We start from the raw sequence: 20536 nt of genomic DNA on the forward strand, positions 1-20536 counted from the left end.
CGTCGGGGCCTATCCCGTCACGAGCTGTGCATTCCAACTAATCACGGAGGCCGGCAGGCTCGAGACCGCGTAGTGGAACTGGACGTACCACGTGGGGGCAGAGGCGCCCGTGGCCCCGGCCGCGACGCTCTGCTGGAACGAGGTCCCGAAGTCGTAGTAAGACGTCGATCCCTGCTGGGTCATGGTGGGCGAGGTGAGCGCGTAAGTAACCCCGTCGAACGAGGCGATCAACACGACATCCGTACCTGCGCTCAGATTCGTCACCGAGATCACGGGGCGAACGTCCTTCGCGACGACGTACGAATTCTGGGCGACCGTCACCGTGAACGAGAACTGCGTGCCGCCGACGACGTCGCCGTAGGCCGGGTTGAGGTTCAGCCCGTTGATCTGCGGCGTGGCTCTCGCGATGTTCTGGTCCTGGCCCGGGCCCCAGGGACCGCCACCTGTGAGGAGCAACAGGGGGACGAGCAGGACGGCGCCCGCGACGGCAATCGGGATCCCGAACCGGGCTAGCGCCGAAGACGCAAAGAGCCGCCGGAGGCGCCCCTGCGCGCCGGGCCTCTCCCGGTCGCCCGCGCGACGCCGGCGCACCGCCGTCGCCGAGCTCTCCGCACCCGGCGAGGGCTCTCGTCGAGGCGCAATCGCCCCGGACGCCTCGGCGGACGCTGGCTCGATGGCGGCGAGGGCCGCGAGCTCGTCCCAAAGCTCGGGGGCGACTTCGGCCGAAAGAGCGCCTGTCGAAACCTCCTTCCCGAGCATCGAATCGACGAGCGTGTCGAGCTCCTGGGCGAGATCCGTTTCCTTCCCAACTGGCCGGGCGCACGACGGGCACACCTCCACGCCCGCCGGAATCGGGGAACCGCATGCGGCGCATGGAGTCCCGTCGGGGGAACGTGCGGCCGCTTCCGCGTAATCCCGGTCCGCGCGCTTTCGGGCTTCCTGCCAACGCTGCGCGTCCCCGAGGCTGGCGTATAGCTTCGCTTTCAGGTCCCAAAGGCCCGGGTAGTTCGAATCGAGCGCCTCGAGCCGATCGAGGAGGGTTACGGCGACCGCCGCGCCACCGAGGATGGCTTCCGAGGCGGCGAGGGCGAAGAGGGCATCCGCATCTCGCTCATCGCGGCGAAGCCGGTCCTGGGCTCCCTTTGCGACGCGCTGCACCCGACGCCGAAACGCGGCCTGCGCTTCCGGGGAATCCTCAGCCCGATCGGCACCGGCGCCTACCGCAGACGGTCCGTAGGCCCCTGAACCCGGGGCCGCGGGAGGCGCACGCTGGGTTGCGGGAAGGGCACCCAAGGGTTTCGGCTTTGAAGTCGCTGGCGCCGGTGCCGCTTCCAAAAGCGACGGCTTGGTTTCGTCCTTGAACTCCTCTTGGACGATTTCCTGAATCGCGGCGTGGCCGAGTTCGTCGAGCTCGTCCTCCAGGGCGTCCGTCGGCTCGAACTCCACGCCGCACGTCGAGCACCGCGTCGCCTCCGCCGGGACGGGGCTCTCGCACATCGGACACGGCGACGTGGATCGAGAAGGCCGCGCCTCGTCGGATCCCGCCTCGGCGGCCCGAAGGCGGCTCTGCTGCGCGAAATCCGACTCACCGAGGCGGGCGTGGAGCTTCGCCTTCAACATCCAGAGGCCCGGGTAATTCGGATCGAGTTTCGCGAGGCGCTCGAGCGACTGCACCCCGCTCCGGGCGTCGCCGAGCGTCCCTTGCGCCGCGGCGATCGCGAAGAGCGCGTCCGCATCGTCCGGATTGAGCTTCAGTCGCTCGCGGGCGATCTGCGTGATCAACTGCAAGCGCCGCTGCCGGTCCTCGTCTTGCGCCACCGGATCACGCCTCCAGGGTGCGGGTCAGGCCGCACCGGATTGCGAGGTCCGGATGCACGTCGATCGCGTCGCAGAGGGCCGACCGGAAGACTTCTTTCGCCGCGTCCGCTCCGAGGCCCTGCGCGCACACGCTCCAGAGGTCCCGGTGCACCGTCGCGACGAGTTCGCGCAGACGGTCGATGCCTCCGTCGCTGCCCGCGACCATCTGATCGAAGACGGCCTTGCGGAGCTCCTGGTGGTCCGTGGTGAGCCGGTGCTCCATCTCCACCTCGATCGACGGCGTCCCGACGAACCGGATCCGCTCGAACAGGGAATGGAAGTACGCGACGTAGAAGTCGACCACCTCGCGAAGCGGTCCGGCATCGTCCTCGAGATCGAGCTCGAGCTGGAGGCGGGCGTTCCGGAGGCGATATTCGGACGTCCGGGAATCGTGCGGCCGGCGCTCGAGCAGGCCGAGCTCCCCGAACCGATGCAGGAACTTCGACGCGGTCGAGATGTGGATGTGCAGGGTCCGCGCGACCTCGCTCGAGAGATGCCAGCCGCCGTCGCGCAGCGCGCGGAGGATCGATAGGCTGTGCTCCCCCGAGAGCAGGACGATCGTCTGTCGGAACGCTTGCTGGTCCATGGTGGGGAACCCACTGGGGGGGGGACTAGGCCGCACGGGCCGAACTCTATTCGTCGTGGAGCTGCGGGTTCTTAAGGGAATCCCCGGGATTCTCACCTCCGATTATGATCGGCCAGAACGAAACATCGGTCGCGCGAAGTGCCGCGCGGACGCGACGACGCGATCCTGGGACGAATGGCCGTCCACGCATCGGGACGGCCGCGATTCCCGACCGTTGGAAGCAAGGTTGAAGTAGAGGCATCCAATTCCGCCGTCCTACGGCCGTCCCCGCCCGACAGTGGATACTATCGACCGCGGCCTGCCCTGGGACCCGCGATGCGGTACACGCGATTTGAGAAGGCCCGGATCATCGGAGCGCGGGCGCTGCAAATCAGCATGGGATCGCCAATCCTCGTGGACGTACCACCGGGCGTCGTCGACCCGATCGAGATCGCGTGGGTCGAGTTCAACAGCGGTGCGATCCCCATCACGGTGAAGCGCGAGATGTAGTTTGGTCGTCCCGGGCCTCGGAACGCCCGAGGTCCGTACGATCGGACGCCGACGGAACTCCCCCGGAAGGACGAGTGGCGGACGCTGTGCCCCAGAATCCCCCGGGGGGCGGAGTCTCGAATCGATGTGTTTATATAGAACCGCATACACATAATTGGCCGTCTCTACCGACATCCGGAGGTGGAAGAGATGGTACGGAAGAACAAGCCAGTGTCCAAGGAGGAGACGAGCCTGGCGCGGCCGATGACGGACTCGCCGCTCACTTGGTTCGACGAGATGGACCGATGGTTCGACGAGTTCCGCCGAGGCGTCGAAGAGCGCTTCTGGGGCCCTCTCGCCCGCTGGGGCGAATCCGGGCTCCGAGTGCGGCAGCCGCTCGTGGACCTGATCGACGAAGGCTCCGAGTTCGTCGTGCGCGCGGAGATTCCGGGCGTCGCGAAGGAGGACATCGACCTGAACGTCACGCCGCACGGGATCGAGATCCGCGCGAAGACGGAACGCTCGCGGGAGGAGAAGGACAAGGAGTATTACTTCCAGGAGCGCAGCTACCAAGCGCTTGGCCGGTTCCTCTCGTTCCCGGAGGAAGTCAAGGCAGAGCTCGAGGCCGCGACGCTGGAAGACGGCGTCTTGGAGGTCCGCGTCCCGAAGAAGGAGCCGACCCAGCCATCAAAGCCCGTCAAGGTGCGGGTGGACTGATCCGCCCTCTCTCCCTTTCTTTTGCGTGTTTCCGGAGGGAACGCCGTTCCATGAGTTCAAGTAACCCCGATTCCTTGCGACGCCGCACCGCCGCCGGCTTCGCGGCGCCCGGTGAGAGGAGACGTGCCCACTATGGCGAGCGGCCGTGAGAAATTCCTTCGGGTCGCCGAGGCGAAAGCGGCAGATGCCGGCCGCGGGAGCGTCCGCCTGGACCCCGAGGTCATGAAGATCCTCGAGCTGAAAGAAGGAGACATCGTGCTCATCGAAGGCGCGAAGTCCACCGCGGCAAGCGTTCGGCGCGGGTACCCGGAGGACGCGAACCGCGGCGTGATCCGCATGGATGGGATGCAGCGCCGAAACGCGGGCGTGGGCATCGACGACAAGGTGGGCCTGCGCCGGGCGCTCGCACGCCCCGCGGAAAAGGTCTCCCTTGCGCCGACGGAGCCGATTCGGATCATGGGCGGGGAGCAGTACATGGCCCAAGTCCTCCGGGGACGGGCGATCACCCGCGGGGACGTGATCAGCGTGAGCGTCATGGGCCGAAAGTTCGACTTCGTCGTCACGTCGTTCTCGCCCGGCGCCGACGCGGCCGTCGTCGAGGCGAGTACGGAGGTCAAAATCGCGGAGAAGCCAATCAAGGAGGAAGAGGCGAAAGTCCCGAAGGTCGACTACGAGGACATCGGCGGGCTTGGGGTGGAGGTCCGCAAGGTCCGAGAGATGATCGAGCTCCCCCTCCGGCATCCGGAGCTGTTCGAGCGGCTCGGCGTCGAGGCGCCGAAAGGCGTGCTCCTCCATGGGCCGCCGGGGACGGGGAAGACACTCCTGGCGAAGGCGGTCGCATCGGAGACCAACGCGAACTTCCACTCGATCTCCGGCCCGGAAATCATGTCGAAGTTCTACGGGCAGAGCGAGGAGAACCTGCGGGACATCTTCAAGCAGGCGGAGGAGAACGCGCCGAGCATCATCTTCATCGACGAGCTGGATTCGATCGCGCCGAAACGAGACGAGGTCACGGGCGAGGTCGAGCGTCGGGTCGTCGCCCAGCTCCTCGCCCTCATGGACGGCCTGCAAGCGCGCGGCAAGGTCGTCGTCATCGGAGCGACGAATCGACCGAACGCGCTCGATCCGGCGTTGCGGCGTCCCGGCCGGTTCGACCGTGAGATCGAAATCGGGGTGCCCGACCGCGACGGCCGGCTCGAAATCCTGCAGATCCACACCCGCGGCATGCCGCTCTCGAAGGACGTGGACCTGAAGGAACTCGCGGGGCTGACACACGGGTACGTCGGCGCGGACCTCGCCGCGCTGTCGAAGGAGGCCGCGATGCGGTCCTTGCGGCGGATCTTGCCGGACATCGATCTCCAAGCCGACTTAGTCCCACCGGAGGTCTTGAACAAGCTCGAAGTCACGCGAGACGATTTCCTGCAAGCGTACCGGGAGATGGAGCCGTCCACGTTGCGCGAGGTCCTCATCGAGAAGCCCAACGTCCGCTGGGAGGACATCGGCGGCCTCGACGAGGCGAAACAGGAATTGCGCGAGTCGATCGAATGGCCGCTGCGGATGAACAAGGTGTTCGCTCACTTCGACGCCCGGCCGCCGCGGGGCATCATCATCTTTGGACCGCCGGGCACCGGCAAGACGCTCCTGGCGAAGGCGGTCGCCACGGAATCCGAGGCGAACTTCATCTCCGTCCGCGGCCCCGAGTTCATGAGCAAATGGGTCGGCGAATCGGAGCGGATGGTGCGCGAGACCTTCCGGAAGGCGAAGACCGCCGCGCCGTGCGTCATCTTCTTCGACGAGGTCGATGCGATCACGCCGGTCCGGGGCGGCGCCGAGGATTCCCAGGTCACGGAGCGCGTGATCTCCCAGATTCTCACGGAGATGGATGGCCTCGAGGAACTGCACAACGTCACCGTGATCGCCGCGACGAACCGCATGGACCTCGTGGACCCCGCACTCCTCCGGCCCGGGCGCTTCGACCGGCACATCTACATCCCGCCGCCGGACCTCGCGACCCGCAAGGCAATCTTGGAGATCCACACGCGGAAGAAGCCGCTCGCGAAGGAAGTCGACCTGAACGACATCGCACGACGGACGGACAAATACACGGGCGCGGAACTCGCCGCCGTGTGCAACGAGGCCGCGATGCTCGCGATTCGCGAGACCGCGACGGAATATCCGAACCTCGATGAGACGGCGCTGAAGAAGGTGACGATCGAGAAGAGGCATTTCGAAGCCGCGTTGAAGAGAGTCCAGCCGCAGACGGGCGACCCGTCCCTCTACAGCCGGATGCCGTCGCGGTTCCCGGAGAGCCCCGAAGTGAGCTAAAGCATTAAGTCGCGGCGCGGGGAATCGCCGCCGATGGCGGCCTCCGCTCCCGGCAAGTTGATCCTCTTCGGAGAGCACGCAGTCGTCTTCGGCGAGCCCGCCCTTTGCACGGCGATCAACTTGCGCGCGGAGGTCTTCGTGCGCCCGCACAAGGTGTGGCGGGCGGACGGAGGGTCGATCGACGAACCTCGGTATCGATACGTGAAGGCGGCGATCGTCAAGGCGAAGGTCCGGAGCCCGATGTGGGTCGAGGTACGCTCGATGGTGCCGAGCGGGGCGGGCCTCGGATCGTCCGCCGCGGTCACGGTCGCGACCCTCGGTGCGCTCCACGGGACGAAAGGAGCCCTCGACGCGCCAACGATCGCCAACGAGGCGTTCGAGGTCGAGCACGAGGTCCAAGGCCGGGCGAGTCCGATTGACACGAGCACCGCGACGGCGGGCGGGGCGCTGCTCGTCCTCCGCGAGCCGCGGCAGGACCTCCTGTGGACGATCGAGCGCGACACGCGACGGTGGTGCCTCCACCGGGCGAGCCTCCCGGACCTCGATTTCGTGATCGGCAACACGGGCGTCAGCGCCGCGACCGGGCCCCTCGTAGCCAAGGTCAAGGAACGCGTCGATCGCGACGCGAAGGCGGCGGAGATGGTCCGGGAGATCGGTCGGATCACGCTCGACGGACTCGCCGCGCTGCGGCGGCAGGACCTCGTCGAGGCGGGACGTCTGATGGATCGGGACCACGCCCTCTTGACCGAGCTCGGCGTGGGCCATCCGATGCTCGACCGGCTCATCGCGGCCGCACGCCCTTCGAGCTACGGCGCGAAGCTCACCGGCGCCGGCGGAGGCGGGAGCATCGTGGCGCTCACCGACCGGCCCGAGGAGACCGCGGGGGCGATCCGCGCCGCGGGCGGGAAGGCGTTCGTCGTACGGCCCGAATCGGTTGGAGTGACGAAGCTGCCATGATGCCCGCGAAGGCGCACAAGGTCCGCGCGACGAGAGGAGAGAAGGCCGCGGCCCCCGGAACTCTCGTCGTCGAACACGCCACGGAACTCCTCACGCTGCGCGGTCCACCCGGGCCGCGGGCGGGGGCGGCCGCGGCGGAACTCGGAATCGTGGAGGACGGAGCCGTTTACGTGGAGGGGGACCGGATCGTCGACGTCGGGACGGCCTCCGACGTCCAATCGAGGCATCCCCGCGCCGACGTTCGGATCGACGCGGCGGGCTGCGTCATGATGCCAGGCTTCGTCGACGCGCATACGCACACCGTCTTCGCGGGTTCGCGCGAGCACGAGGTCGAGTGGAAGGCGCGGGGCCTCGGCTACGCCGAGATCGCCGCTCGCGGGGGAGGAATCCTCTCCACGGTCCGCGCGACGCGGGACGCCTCGGAGGACGAACTCGTCCGCACCGGTTCCAAACGATTGCGATCGATGCTCGCTTCCGGGACGACGACGCTCGAAGTCAAGACGGGATACGGACTGCGGACGGACGATGAAGTGAAGATGCTGCGCGCCACCGCCCGCGCCGCGTCCCTTGCCGGCGTTGACGTCGTGTCGACGTTCCTCGGGGCCCACGCAATCCCGCCGGAATACGATGGCCGTCCAGATGCCTACGTCGACTTGGTGTCGGGCGAAATGCTCGAAGCCGTCCAGGCGACTGGCCTCGCCACCTTCTGTGACGTGTTCGTGGACGAGGGGTACTTCACGCCGGAGCAGGCTCGGCGAATCCTCGAGAAAGCGAAGGTCGCGGGCCTGCTTCCGAAGATCCACGCGGACGAACTTGCCGAGACCGGCGGCGCCGCGCTCGCTGCGGAGCTCAGCGCGGTGTCCGCGGACCACCTCGCGCACGCGTCCGGGGACGGGATCGACGCGATGGCCCGCGCCGGCGTCATTGGCGTGCTCCTCCCGGCTACATCGCTCGCCTCTCGACTCCCGTTCGCGGACGGACGGCGACTCGTCGCGGCCGGGGTGCCGGTCGCCTTAGGGACGGACTTCAACCCGAACTGCTGGTGCGAGTCGTTGCAACTGGCCGCTGCGCTCGCCTGCCATCACAACGGCCTCGTTCCTGCGGAGGCGATCGTCGCGTCCACAATCAACGCAGCACATGCGGTCGGCCGCGCTGGCGACGTCGGGAGCCTCGAACCCGGGAAGCAGGCCGATCTCCTCGTCCTGGACATCCCGTCCCATCGTCACTTGGGTTATCGGATCGGAGGAAATGCCGTCCGGACGGTCGTGAAGAGGGGTCGCGTCAACGCCGCGTCCCGCTAGTTCGGACGCCGTCATGTGCCGGGCGCACCTTCTTGCCGACGAATCGGCATCTGGCCGGGGCGGATCCCGATGATCGCTCGAACCTGGCACGGGGTGACGGACAAATCGAAGGCCGACGACTACTCCGACTACCTTGAAGAGAGCGGAGTCAAGGAGTATCGCAAGACGAAAGGCAACCAAGGCGTCTATGTCTTGCGACGGGATGAGGGCGAGCGGACGCACTTCCTGCTGATCTCACTCTGGGACTCGTTCGACGCAATCCGACGATTCGCGGGTCGGGACATGGAGAGGGCCGTCTACTATCCGCGGGATCGGGAATTCCTCCTCGAGCTGGAACCTCGCGTCTCGCACTACGAAGTGCTCGTCTCCCCAGAGGCGGTCCGCTAACCGTCGGCGGTGGGCTTACGGCGGTTGAGAGACCGTCGCGTTCTCCAGCCGCGATCCGGCACGAATCGTCATCGAGTCCCCGATGATGCTCGAGGCGATGCGCGCTCCGTCCTCGATGATGCAGTTCCGGGAGACGACGCTGTCGACGATTTCCGCGGCCGCCCCGACGACGCTGCCCTCCAATACGATGCTGTTGCGGACCACCGCCTTGGCTTCGACCCGCGCGCCTTCGTACAGGCAGGCGTTGTCCGCGACGCTGCCGCGGCGCAAGAGCGCGCCGGGCCCGACGTAGCACGGGCCTCGGATCGTGACGCCGTCCTCCACGCGGGCGGCGGAGTCGAGGATCACAGGCCCTTCGCTCGCGATCCCGGCCCGCCGGAGCGGCTTGCCCTCTCGCCGCACGATTTCCATGCTCGCCTTCCAGAGGTCGTGCGGCCGCCCGATGTCCATCCAAACGCCATCGAGCTTGGAGCCGTGGAGCGGGACGCCCTTCGCGAGGAGCTTCGGGAACAGGTCTTTCGCGAAATCGAACTTCTGGTCCGCCGGGATGAAATCGAGGATCTCCGGCTCGAGCACGTAGATGCCTGCGTTCGCGAGGTTCGAGAACGCCTCCTCCCGCTTCGGCTTCTCGCGGAACTTCGCGATCCGGCCCTTCCCATCGAGCCCGACGATTCCGTACTGCGTCGGGTCGTCAACCTCCGTGAGCGCGATCGTCCCGACGCCGCCCCTCCGCTTGTGGAAGTCGAAGAGCGCCTTGAAGTCGACGTCGCAGAGGAGGTCCCCCATCGCGACGACGAACGTCTCGTCGATGAAGCTGCCGACCCGACGGACCGCGCCCGCGGTGCCCGCAGGATTCTCCTCGAAGCTGTAGAGGATCGACGCGTTGTAGTCGACGCCGTCGCCGATCGACTTGATCAGGGCGTCCGACAGGTACGCCGTCGTCACGATGATCTCATGGAATCCGGACGCCGCGAGGGAGCGCAGGACGTAGTCGATGCACGGCCGGCCGGCGACCGGCATCAGCGGTTTCGGCCGTTTGTAGGTGAGCGGCTTGAGCCGGGTCCCCTCTCCTCCGGCGAGGACGACGGCCTTCATCGGCCGATCTCCACGCGGCCTTTCTCGAGGAGCGCTTTCAACGCCCGGTCGGCGGAGTCCTCGAGCTTCTTCGGATCGGACAGGGCCCGGGCTTGGCGGTTCTGCGTCCGGAGGAGATCGCGGGACTCGCGCGCCTCCGTGCGCTTCGCGCCCCGAATCGAGAGGACCTTGTCCCGCATCTCGACGACCTTCGCGTGGATCTCATCGGCCTTGTCCCGCGCGGCGAGGTACGACTCGTGCTTCTCGTCGCCCTCGAAGACGAGCGCCGAGATCTCCCGCACGAGGCCGAGTGAATCGTCGTGGACGGCGCGCGCCTCCCCGCTCAGGACGAGAGCCGCTTCGTGCTCCTTCTCCGCGGCTCGGAATAGTTCCGTGATCCCGGCATCGATGTCCCGGACCTCCTTCGCGATCTTGTCTTGGTCCGCCTTCAGGGCCTCGAGATCGCGGAGGCGCTTCATCGAGCGCTTGATTTCGTCGAGCAGCTCGTTCTCTTCGCTGAGCGTGAGGGACGCGGTCTGCTGCCGCATCTCCATCTGCGAAACGCGCCGCTTCATCGCCCGAAGCTCCGCCCCGACGTCCCCGGATGCGGACCCGCGCATCTTCCGCTTCAGCTCGATGAGGGCCTTCGCCTTCCCTTGGAGTTCGTCGCGCTTCGCCCGGTGCGCCCGCGCCTTCGCAACGAGGTCGGCCCGCCGGTCCTTCAAGTCCCGGAGCTTCGGCGCGAGCTGCCGTTTCTTCTCGTGCACGAGGTCCCGCTCCTGACGGAGGAGCGAGGCTTCCTGGTTCAGGGCGGCCCGTCGCTCGAGGAGGCTCTCGAGCTTGATCTCCGCCTGTTCCATCTCAGAAAGGGTCTTCTTCCGGACCATCTGGTCCCCCAGGGCCGATTGGAGTGCGGCGATTGGCGGATTGCCCATTAACCTTTTGCACCGCGCATCGCATCGGCGATTCGACCGATCTCGTCCGGGGAGAGTTCCTCGACGCGGCGCGTCCGGAACGGGACGGAAGGGAGAATCGACTCGAGAGCGTGGGGCGTCTCGGCGAACGCCCGCCAGGAGAGCCGGAGGCCGTTCTCGACCGTCTTCCGGCGATGCGCGAACAGCGCGTCCACGACCGCGTCGAACCGGACCGGGTCCGCGATCGGGAATGGGCTTGGACGCGGGACGAGCCGGACGAGCGCGGAGTCGACGCGCGGCTGCGGGTGGAAAGCGTTCCGTGGGACCCGCTCCAGGATTTCGCATGCGGCCCGGCGGTAGACCCCGACGCTCAGCCGGGAGTAATCCGCGGTCGCCGGCTTCGCAATCATCCGCCGTGCGAACTCCCACTGGTACATCAGGACCGCCCGGTCGAACCGCTCTTCGAGCATCCGGAACGTAATCGGCGAGGAGATCTTGTAGGGCAGGTTCGACGCGAGCACGTCGAACGGCGGCCACTCGACCTTGAGCGCGTCGCCCCCAATCACCTCGACTTCGGGGAGCGAATCTCGCAGGTAGACGGCGAAACGACGGTCGGCCTCGATCGCGATGACGCGCCGCGCCCGCTCGACAAGCCTCCGCGTCAGGATGCCGAGGCCGGGACCGATCTCCAGCACGACGTCCGCGGCGCCGACGTTCGCATGGCCGACGTGGCGGTTCGCGACTCGCCCATCGATGAGGAAGTGCTGGCCCAGCCCTTTCCGGGGCCGGATCCCGAGGCGACGAAGCGTGCGGCGGGCGTCCTCGTCCACGGATGCGGCACGGCCGCCCGACGATTTAGGGTTGCGTTCCGGTCGGGCCCGCCGCGTCGAAGTCGGCCGCGCGGTACGCCTGCGTCGTGTACGTCGTCGTGGGATCGATGCGCCCGGCGGTCGGGGTGAGGGAGAGCGTTGCAAGGTACGGACCATCGAGCCCGCTCGTGCGGATGTCCGGGCCCGCGAAGACGAACTCGACCCACCGTGTGCCCTCGAGGATCCACGCCTGAGCGGAGACCTTCGCGACGTCCCCGGTCGACCCGACGGGCTGCAGGAGACCGGACACGTCGAACGCCGCGGAGACGAACACGTCGACCTCCGCGCGGATCACCAGGCTATCGTACATTCCATCGGCATCACGATCCGGCGTGAGCTCCTCGAACCGGCCCGTGTACGAGAGGAGCTCGACCGTGTCGTCGAAGTCGGTCGCGCGGTACGCGGATGTTGAGCCGCAGAGCATCTCCGGATAGGAGAGAGGTTGCGGGCGCACGAGGGACCCGCCCGGATCGGGCGCCGCGGGGTCGAGGCGGTCGTCGACCGGCCCGTACAGCGTCAGAGAGAAGTTCCACGGTCCGTCGACCCCCGCGGAACGGATCTGGTCCCCGCGGAACCGCAGGGATACGCTCGCGTCCGAGGCCGCGAGGGTGACGGTCCGGTAGGCGTACGCGATCATCGTCACGACGTCGGCGGATGGCGACATGAGGACGCCGTTCAGGCTGTAGTTCCCCTCGACGTTCACGTGGACATCGGCACGCAGCTCGAGGAAGTCCGCGAGCCCGTCGCCGTCCACGTCGACCGCCTGGTCCGTGTGACAGCCCGTGAAGTACGCGGGCCGGATGGGCGCCTCGAACGCGGAGGCGGCGTACGCTTTCGTCGTGTAGTTCCATTCGAGGAAGTCCCCGGCGGGCTCCGAGAGCAGCCGTGCGGCATCGTACACGATCACGTCCCCGAGGAAGAGCGTCGCGTGCACCTCATATGGACCGTCGACGCCCGCGCGCGCGATGTCCGTGCCAACGAAGGCCATGCGGATCGTCTGCTCGCCCGACGGGAAGAAGTACCGCTCGTTCGTCCAGGCGATCGGATATACCGCATCGCTCGTCGCGACGATCGGCGGCATCGGCGGCGGGATTCGGTACCCGGCGGCGCACGGCCCATCCACGGGCGGGCTCGAGGCCGAAAGGTCCGCGTACATCGTCCACGTCCCCGCCTGCGGCAGCGACACGTCCGCCTCGACGACGAGCCACTCGAACACACCGTTCCCGTTCGTATCGAGGCCGTAGTCTCCCCCGGCGCCATCCGCGGGAAGGAGCGCGTGGAAGCCCCACGCCGCGCCTACCGAGCCGAGGCCGAGGGTGACGACCAACACGACCGTGCGGGCGGTCCACCTCATGGTCGCACCGCGGAACGTAGAGGCCGTGCGGGATATAGGACCACGTTTCTCGTTCGGGAATCGTCTAACGACGGATATTCTCACCCATCAGTATTTGAACGGGAAATCCGGATGGGGTCGCGTGCCCGTCCCCTGGGACGCGCTGCCTTTCCAGGCCGAGGGAAGCCTCCAGTGTTGGATGGTCGCCTCGATCATCGGCGCGCTCGTCCTCGTCCTCGCCATCCTGATGGCGTACCAGCGGTACGTCGCGGGGAAGAAGCCGGTCCAGCACCTGTGCGACTACTGCGGGCACATGGTGACCGCGGTCAGCGATTGCCACCACGCCCCCGTGCGGGAGCGATTCCTGCACGGGACCTGCCTCGAGTGCAAGCAGGACTGTCGCCTCGTCTGCGCGCGCTGCAAGAACCCGCTGTGATTCCGCCGGCAACGTTATCCGATGGCGTTCGATGCAAACGGAGCCATGTCCGGTCCCCCGACGCCCGGCAAGCCGCCGCCCCCGCCGGCGCGCAGCGTCCTCCTGGCCGACGCGAAGATCACGATCGCGGCTCCGATCCCCCGGGTGTTCGAGGCGCTCGTCGACGCCGGGCAACTCGGGCAATGGTGGGCGGACGATCCGCGGGTCGAGGCCGAGCTGGGCGGCCGCTACGAAGGCACGCTTTCGGACGGCCGCGTCGAGGGTTCGATCACGGCGATCGATGGCCCGGGGAAGCTCTCGTTCATGTGGCCGATCCCCCACGAAGGCGGCTCGGTCGAGACGAGCGTCGCGTACGAACTCAGCCCAAGAGGCGCGCAGACGTTCGTGCACCTGGTCCATCGCGCCCCGAACCCCGTCCCGGGAGAGTGGCCGGGCCTGTGGGCGAGCGCGCTCGAGTCGTTGAAGACGTTCCTTGAAGGCGCCTCCGCCGGCTCCGAGTGAAGCGACCGAGGCGTCAGCCGCCGACCCACTCGAACACCGTCGCCTCGCCCTGTCCCACGCCGACGCACAGGGTCGCGAGGCCGTGGTACGGCCGCCTCTCGCGCGGCGCACGCCGACGCATCTCGTGGGCGAGCGTGCACACGATCCGCGCGCCGCTGCATCCGAGCGGGTGGCCGAGCGCGATCGCGCCGCCGTTCACGTTCGTGATCTCCGGACGGAAGCCGAGTTCCCGCATGACCCGGAGCGCTTGGATCGCGAACGCCTCGTTGAGTTCGATCAGGCCGATATCCTCGATTCGAAGGCCCGCGCGCGCGAGCGCCTTCCGCGTGGCGGGCACGGGACCGAGCCCCATCGTCCGCGGCTCGACGCCGGCCACGGCGGAGGCGACGAAGCGCAGAAGCGGCCGCAGGCCGAGGTCGGTCGCCGTGTGGTCGCTCATCACCAGGACCGCGGCCGCGCCGTCCGTGATGCCGCTCGCGTTGCCCGCGGTCACGGTGCCGCCGTCTCGGAACACGGGGAGGAGCCTCGCGAGCGCCTCGGGGGAAGTGTCGGCCCGCGGCGGCTCGTCTCGGGAGACGAGGATCGACTCGCCCCGCGGTTGCGGCACCGGGACCGGGACGATCTCTTCCGCGAACCTCCCCGCCTCGATCGCGGCGATCGCCCGACGGTGGCTCTCGAGGGCGAAGCGGTCTTGCTCTTCGCGCGGGATCGTCGGCCCACCCTCGCGCAGGTTCTCCGCGGTCTCGCCCATCGACTCGTTGCCGTATTGCGCCTTGAGGCGCGCGTTTGGGAACCGCCAGCCGAGGGTGGTATCCCACGCGGTCACGTTGCCCATCGCGCCCTCGGGGTTCTTCGGGATCGCGTATGGCGCCCGCGTCATGCTCTCCACTCCGCCGGCGACGAACACCTCGCCTTCGCCCGCCTTGATCGACCGCGCCGCCGCGTTGATCGCCGCCAGCCCCGACGAGCAGAGCCGGTTGAACGTCACGCCCGCAACGGACACCGGGAACCCGGCGAGGAGCGCCGCCATGCGCGCGACGTTTCGATTGTCCTCGCCCGCCTGATTCGCGCAGCTCATGTAGACCTCCTCGACAAGCGCGGGATCGATGCCCGCCCGCCGAACGACCTCGCGGACCACGAGTGCGCCGCCATGTCGTCGGGGCGGACGTCCGTCAGGGCGCCGTGGTGGCGGCCCATCGGCGTACGCACGGCCTCGACGATCACGGCTTCGGGCACAGGTGTCGACCTCCCTGGGTGGACCCCTCCATCGCACCGAAGGATTTGGACTTCGGGATTCGGATCGGCGCGCGATCGCTGGAGGGTTTCACCCACGCCACCGGGAGGGCTTCGGGTCCCCGAGACATACCTCTACTTAGAGGTATGACCGAGACCGGACCTCTGAGCTGGCAAGGCCCCCGACCGCGAACCTTTATCCCCGGAGGTCCGTTCGACGGCCGTGCGACTCGAGGAACGTCCGTTCGGAGGGTTCGCCCGCGGCTCCCTGCCCGTCGGCTGCCGCCAGTGCACCGACGGCGCGAAGATGGTGCTCTTCGTGACCGGCGTGTGCTCGTTCCACTGCTTCTATTGCCCGGTCTCGGACGAGAAGATGTACAAGGACGTCGTCTTCGCCGACGAGAAGCGGGTGACGCGGGACGAGGACGTCCTGGAGGAGGCCCGCGCGATCCGGGCCACCGGCGCGGGGATCACCGGCGGCGACCCGCTCGATGCGGTCGAGCGAACGTGCCGCTACATCCACATCCTGAAGGAGGAATTCGGCCCGGCGTTCCATACGCACCTGTACACGATGTCAACCGATCCGGAGAAGATCCGCGCCCTCGCGGACGCCGGCCTGGACGAAATCAGGTTCCACGTGCCGCCGGGTTTGTGGGCACGAGCGGCGTCGAGCGCCTACGTCGCGGCGTCGCGGCTCGGCCGGTCGCTCGGCGTGACGGTCGGCCTGGAGATCCCGCTCATCCCGGAGCGGGAGGCGGACCTCGTCCGGCTGATCGAATGGGCAGAGGCCGAAGGCTTGGCGTTCGTCAACCTGAACGAGATGGAGTTCTCCGAAGCGAACTTCGGCCGCATGCGCGTGCATGGGTACGAGATGAAGCACGAGCTCTCGTACGGCGTCAAGGGCGCCGACGCGGTCGCCTTGCGGATCCTCGGGCGGCGGTGGAAGACGACGGTTCACTACTGCACGAGCGGGTACAAGGACGGATGGCAGCTCCGGTCGCGCATCAAGCGACGGGCGGAGAGCGTCGCGCGGCCTTGGGATGTCATCACGGAGGACGGCACGCTGATCAAGGGCATCGTCGAAGGATCCGACCTCGACGGCCTGAAGGAGGACCTCACGCGGAGGTACCGCGTGCCGAGGGACCTCATGGGCGTCGACGGCCCGCGGAAGCGCCTTGAGATCGCGCCGTGGGTCCTCGAGGAGCTCGCTCCCCGCTTGCATCGGCCGGCGTTCCTGGTCGAGGAGTATCCGACGGCGGACGGGCTGGAAGTCGAGCGGACGCGACTCGCGTGAGACGAACGCGGCGAGACCAGGCGTCGACGCGCGCCTCGGCGTCGCCGTCGACGATGGGGAGGCGCAGCCGGACCGACGGCGTGAGGACCGCGCGGATCGAACACAGCACGGCGGTCGCGTGCGGCTCGAACCGCTCCAGCGCCTCTGTGAGCCGCCGATCCCGTTCCGCCTCCGCTGCACGGACCAGATCCGCCGAGCCGTTCGGGTCGGCCTCGCGAATCCCCGAAATCGTCGGGTCGAAGTAGCCGAAGATCCGCCGGACCTCTTCCTCGAGGAGGCCGAGGCTCTTCGCCCGGAATCGCTCGACCTCGTCCCGCATCCGATCCGTCAACCCATCCGCGGCGCGACGGTACGCGGGCTCGAGGTTCGGCCGAAAATCCGGGAGGATCGCCGGGACGACGGTGGTCTCGGCATCGTCGACGGCCCAGACCGAGTCGTCCGCGGTCGAGACCGCGAAGCGGTGGAACGCTTCCCGCTTCTCATCGGAGGCGAGCGTCGTCCGGAACGAGAAGACGAGGAGGATGTCTTCCGTGGTCTCGAGGACCTCCGGAGTCGCCGTGACAGTGAGCCCGGACGCGGCGATCGCGCCCGCGACCCACGACGTGTCGACGGTCTCGACGCGGACCGCGTCCCACCGCCCGCGTCGCGTCGCGGACGCGAACAGCCGTTCGAGGAAGTAGCTGCCCGGGGCCACGATCTCCGCGCCGAACTCGCCGACGTGCGAGGGATCGAACGCGAGTGCGAACTCCGCCCCGACCTCGAGCTCTCGCTGGACCGACTCTGGAGCTCGCACCCACAAGAGCGACTCCGCCTCGGAGACCTCTGCGCCCAGATCGGCGAGCGCCTCCCGAACGAACTCCTTTAGGCGCGTCGCTTCAGTCACGCGGCGCCTCCCCGCCAACCTCGCCGAGGACCTCCTCGTTTCGCTCCCTCACTTTATCGTACTGGTCCCGGGCGCGGACGAGGGCGTCCCCGAGCCTCCGCATCGCGGCGCGTCGCTCCTCCGCTTCCCGCAACGCCCAGACGTCGAGGAGGAGCTCCTCGAACGATCGCCGCTCGTCGAGCTGACCGAGGATGAGGTCCAGCTCGCCGACGACGAGCTCGAACATGTGGATCTTGCGGTCGAGCAGCTCCATCAGGTACGCTTCGATCGTGTCCTCCGCCCAGACGTTCACGACGTGCACCTCGCGCTCCTGGCCCAGGCGGTGCACGCGACCGATCCGTTGCTCGATCCGAAGCGGGTTCCACGGTAGGTCGTAGTTCACGACCGCGCGCGCGAACTGCAGGTTCCGGCCCTCCCCGCCCGCCTCCGTGCTCAAGAACACCTGACCGTCCTTTCGGAACGCACGGACGGCCGCGTCCTTCGCGGCGACTCCCAAGCCCCCGTGGTACGTCGCGATGCGATACCCGTCGGCCCGGAGGACCTCCTCCAAATACCGGAGGGTGCGAACGTATTGCGTGAAGACGAGCGCCTTTTCGTCGAACGTCCGCAGGAACGTCCGGAGTCGGTCCGCCTTGATGTTCGTCGCGATCGCGCGCGCATCGTCCCGGAGGCGTTCGAGCCGCTCACAGTCCTCCGGGCCGAACGTCGGACCGCGGGCGAGCCGATCGAGCGTCTCGGCGACCGCAAAGGTGCTGCTGCCGATCTCCCGCTGCAGCACGATGAGCGTGAGCCGCGCCGTCCACGGGAGCCGCCCGGAGGCGGCCCAGTACGCGTCGCGTACGAACTCCGTGACGTCGTCGTAGAGCCGCCGCTCCGCCGGTCCGAGGCGCACCGCGAAGCTATGCACCCGACGGGGCGGCAGGGTGAAGGCGATCCCTCGGCGGTTCCGGATCATGACGGCCCGGAGTCGATTGCGCAGCTCCGGCACCCGCGCCGGCACGCGACGGTCCGCGCTCGCGACGTACCGCTCAAGGAAGCCGTCGTGCGTGTGCAGCGCACCCGGCTTGAGGAGGCTGATCAGGTTGAACAGTTCCTCCATGTCGTTCTGGACCGGCGTCGCGGTCAGGAGGAGCATGTACTTCTTCGAAAGGCCGGAGACGAAGCGCCAGTTCAAGCTCGTGCGGTTCTTGAGGCGATGCGCCTCGTCGACCACGACGAGGTCCCAGGATCGGGCCTGCGCGGCCCGCCGGTGCGCCGCGCGCTTCGCCGTGTCTATCGACGCGATGAGCAGTGGCCGACGCTCCCAGTCGCCGGCCGAGCGGAGCACCTCGAACGGGAGGGAGAACTTCGTCTCCATCTCCTCCCGCCACTGCGACGTCAGCGAGGGCGGCGTGAGGATGAGCGCCCGACGGACCAGGCCGCGGATCGCGTACTCCTTCAGGATGAGGCCCGCCTCGATCGTCTTCCCGAGGCCGACCTCGTCCGCGAGGACGGCGCGGCCGTGCAGATCCCGCAGGACGCGCATCGCGGTGCGCTCCTGGTGCTCGTACCGGCGCACGCCGCGGAGGGACGGCCACGCGAGGAGGCGGTCGAAGCCGTCGACCAGGGAGAGCCGATGCGCCTCGCCGTTCAGTCGCCACGCGCGCGGGCCGTCTCCCGGCGAGCCGAAGGCGCGGGCGAGGAGTTCCGGATCGGACGGGCTGAATTCCAGGGCGAGAGCGGCCTCTGCCGAGGAAGCCTCCCGGCCGGGGGAGGACATAGAGGGGGATCCCTTCACCTGCCACCGCAGGCGGCGCGGAATTACCGAGAGCGATAATAATCGTTTCCTTACGCCCGGGCAGAGATAACAAGGTGAAATGGCACGGTCGCCTTATCCGCCGTCCGTCCCCATCATGCCCGCCCGCTTGGGCGGGCACTTTCCCCATGTTCGCTCGGCTGGACGTGGTGCGGTCTAATTTCCTTGTTTCTATTTTTCTCCTCATTTTTGAGAATCTTGGGGATCCACCGGCGTAGGGTGAGCAAGTTCTGCTCAGGAGGTGAAACACGAGCACGGTGCAGGAATCGTGGCAAATTGATGGGCAGTGGGCGAAGCGCTTCTGCGCTGGCATGGAGAGGTGCCCGGAGTGCGGCAGCAAGCATGTTGAGCTGGAGTATTCCCCCTGCGGCGTGTGAGTCGCTGCCGCTGCATGTCTTGCGGGGCCGCTTGCGTCCCGATACAGATTGCATGGGACCAGGTGGACCCTTGAGGACCGGACAAGCCGTCATGTCCGCCCAATTCGGGCAGGCACGTTCCCATCTTGGTTGTCCTGCTGACGCTGGGTTGCGTACACGCTCAGACCGGGCGTCCTGCAGCCAAGACCGCGAGCACGATCCACATGCAGAACAACAGCACATCGACCACCATTAACATCGCGAATAGTCGCACGGAAGACGAAGCGGAGATGACCAGGTTCGCCGGACTTGCTGTCCGCCATGTCAAGCTTGATTCCAGCTTCGGTCATTCAGGCATCGTAGGTGGTGGCGCTGGTCCTGCTCGACTGTCTCGGCGGTCCTCATGCTTGCAATTCGTGCATACCCAAGCCTGTATTTCGGGGCGCATCGCGCCCCCACACCAGTTGCAGGTTCGGGCTGCCTGCTCATGAGCGAGCCGCCCTGAAAGCAGGAGAATCGAAACATTTGCGGTCTCTACCAGCGCCAAGGGGAGGATGACCCAAGTGCGGACCGGCTCCACGATTGTGACTACCCCGACCAGACTTAATGCCATCGAGGGTACAAGGAGTAGTTGAGTGATAGCAATGCCCCACTGCATCGCGGTCGCATTTCGGCTGTAGAAGTTTTGAACACCTTCGCGCCACGTCATGCCTTCACCAGTAGAGGCCTGCGCCGCACTTCGGACACGTCTTGGAATTCTTTGGTATCGATTGGCCGCAGTATGGGCACGGCTGGTTAGCCAGACCGGAGAGAATCGCTACGAGCGCCCCGATGCCGATGAGGCCCAGGATGAACGCGAGAACCTCCTCCGCGCCGCTCCCTTTACCTCCGTTGGACATGCTATCCCATGGGGTAATGCCGTCCCATCCTCATCAACAATTGCGGACCGACGCGGCGGTTAGGCCACTTTTGCGGGCTTGACGGACCTATGACTCGGAGGATGCCAGGCCCGGAGGATGTGTCCCGAGACCACATCGATGCAACCGTGATGGATCTCGTCCACGGGAAACCGGGGAGGCGCGGGAGTAACTTCAGACGCAAGCTTCGCGACGGGGGGTCTTCGCCATCGGTTGATTACGGCCCTTCACGTGACCTTGTCCATCACCTGAAGAAACCGATCGTGTAGCTTAACCAACCGAGAACGAACGCCGAAGTCGAAGATGTCCTTGGCCGGATTACGAGGTCGCGAG

The 20536-nt window shown here is 67.4% G+C and carries 17 protein-coding genes and 1 pseudogene; 9 read left to right on the forward strand and 9 right to left on the reverse strand.

The genetic code is table 11. From position 1 onward, the window contains the following. Positions 1-9: 9 nt before the first annotated feature. On the reverse strand, positions 10-1818 hold the full coding sequence (locus VF992_06140; GenBank protein ID HEX9340736.1) for a hypothetical protein: 1809 nt from the start codon (positions 1816-1818) through the stop codon (positions 10-12). A gap of 4 nt (positions 1819-1822) precedes the next feature. Further along, the gene (locus VF992_06145) at positions 1823-2443 is read right to left on the reverse strand and encodes a hypothetical protein (GenBank protein HEX9340737.1); all 621 of its coding nucleotides are present in this window, start codon (positions 2441-2443) and stop codon (positions 1823-1825) included. A 315-nt stretch (positions 2444-2758) separates the two neighbouring features. On the opposite strand from VF992_06145, the gene VF992_06150 reads away from it, so the two are divergent. The 6 genes from VF992_06150 to VF992_06175 all read left to right on the forward strand — a co-directional run bounded on the left by VF992_06150 (position 2759) and on the right by VF992_06175 (position 8598). Next, entirely contained in the window at positions 2759-2932 is a 174-nt protein-coding gene (locus VF992_06150) for a DNA-directed RNA polymerase subunit K (protein HEX9340738.1), read from the forward strand. Positions 2933-3121: 189 nt separating this feature from the next. Next, on the forward strand, positions 3122-3628 hold the full coding sequence (locus tag VF992_06155; protein HEX9340739.1) for an Hsp20/alpha crystallin family protein: 507 nt from the start codon (positions 3122-3124) through the stop codon (positions 3626-3628). Between the two features lie 132 nt (positions 3629-3760). After that, entirely contained in the window at positions 3761-5953 is a 2193-nt protein-coding gene (locus VF992_06160) for a CDC48 family AAA ATPase (protein ID HEX9340740.1), read from the forward strand. Positions 5954-5986: 33 nt separating this feature from the next. Further along, positions 5987-6910: a mevalonate kinase gene (gene mvk / locus VF992_06165; GenBank protein HEX9340741.1), complete on the forward strand. Its 924-nt coding sequence runs from the start codon at positions 5987-5989 to the stop codon at positions 6908-6910. Continuing rightward, positions 6907-8211, forward strand: coding sequence for an imidazolonepropionase (gene hutI, locus VF992_06170; GenBank protein ID HEX9340742.1), 1305 nt, complete (start codon positions 6907-6909; stop codon positions 8209-8211). Before mvk ends, hutI begins: the two co-directional genes overlap by 4 nt. Positions 8212-8280: 69 nt before the next feature. Then, entirely contained in the window at positions 8281-8598 is a 318-nt protein-coding gene (locus VF992_06175) for an antibiotic biosynthesis monooxygenase (protein HEX9340743.1), read from the forward strand. A 15-nt stretch (positions 8599-8613) separates the two neighbouring features. Here VF992_06175 and VF992_06180 read toward each other — a convergent pair whose 3' ends face one another. From VF992_06180 to VF992_06195, 4 genes are read right to left on the reverse strand one after another with little or no spacing between them, the layout of a single operon-like run. Then, a complete protein-coding gene (locus VF992_06180; protein HEX9340744.1) occupies positions 8614-9693 on the reverse strand; it encodes an NDP-sugar synthase in 1080 nt (359 codons plus the stop codon). Further along, a complete protein-coding gene (locus tag VF992_06185; protein ID HEX9340745.1) occupies positions 9690-10559 on the reverse strand; it encodes a hypothetical protein in 870 nt (289 codons plus the stop codon). Before VF992_06185 ends, VF992_06180 begins: the two co-directional genes overlap by 4 nt. A 47-nt stretch (positions 10560-10606) precedes the next feature. Continuing rightward, the gene (rsmA, locus tag VF992_06190; GenBank protein HEX9340746.1) at positions 10607-11416 is read right to left on the reverse strand and encodes a 16S rRNA (adenine(1518)-N(6)/adenine(1519)-N(6))-dimethyltransferase RsmA; all 810 of its coding nucleotides are present in this window, start codon (positions 11414-11416) and stop codon (positions 10607-10609) included. 25 nt (positions 11417-11441) lie between these two features. Continuing rightward, on the reverse strand, positions 11442-12809 hold the full coding sequence (locus VF992_06195; protein ID HEX9340747.1) for a hypothetical protein: 1368 nt from the start codon (positions 12807-12809) through the stop codon (positions 11442-11444). Positions 12810-12930: 121 nt separating this feature from the next. Here VF992_06195 and VF992_06200 point away from each other — a divergent pair, with 121 nt between their 5' ends. Both VF992_06200 and VF992_06205 read left to right on the forward strand, forming a co-directional pair. After that, a complete protein-coding gene (locus VF992_06200) occupies positions 12931-13224 on the forward strand; it encodes a hypothetical protein (GenBank protein HEX9340748.1) in 294 nt (97 codons plus the stop codon). A gap of 45 nt (positions 13225-13269) precedes the next feature. After that, entirely contained in the window at positions 13270-13725 is a 456-nt protein-coding gene (locus VF992_06205; GenBank protein HEX9340749.1) for an SRPBCC domain-containing protein, read from the forward strand. Positions 13726-13738: 13 nt separating this feature from the next. Here VF992_06205 and VF992_06210 read toward each other — a convergent pair. Then, a pseudogene (locus VF992_06210) lies at positions 13739-14961 on the reverse strand (thiolase family protein). A 220-nt stretch (positions 14962-15181) separates the two neighbouring features. Here VF992_06210 and VF992_06215 point away from each other — a divergent pair. Continuing rightward, positions 15182-16252, forward strand: coding sequence for a radical SAM protein (locus tag VF992_06215; protein HEX9340750.1), 1071 nt, complete (start codon positions 15182-15184; stop codon positions 16250-16252). Positions 16253-17127: 875 nt separating this feature from the next. Here VF992_06215 and VF992_06220 read toward each other — a convergent pair. Continuing rightward, a complete protein-coding gene (locus VF992_06220) occupies positions 17128-18894 on the reverse strand; it encodes an SNF2-related protein (protein HEX9340751.1) in 1767 nt (588 codons plus the stop codon). Positions 18895-19999: 1105 nt separating this feature from the next. Next, positions 20000-20185 (reverse strand): zinc-ribbon domain-containing protein, encoded by a 186-nt coding sequence (locus tag VF992_06225; protein ID HEX9340752.1) that lies wholly within the window; start codon positions 20183-20185, stop codon positions 20000-20002. Positions 20186-20536 lie beyond the last annotated feature (351 nt).

The organism is Thermoplasmata archaeon (genome assembly GCA_036395115.1).
Taxonomy (GTDB): domain Archaea; phylum Thermoplasmatota; class Thermoplasmata; order RBG-16-68-12; family RBG-16-68-12; genus RBG-16-68-12.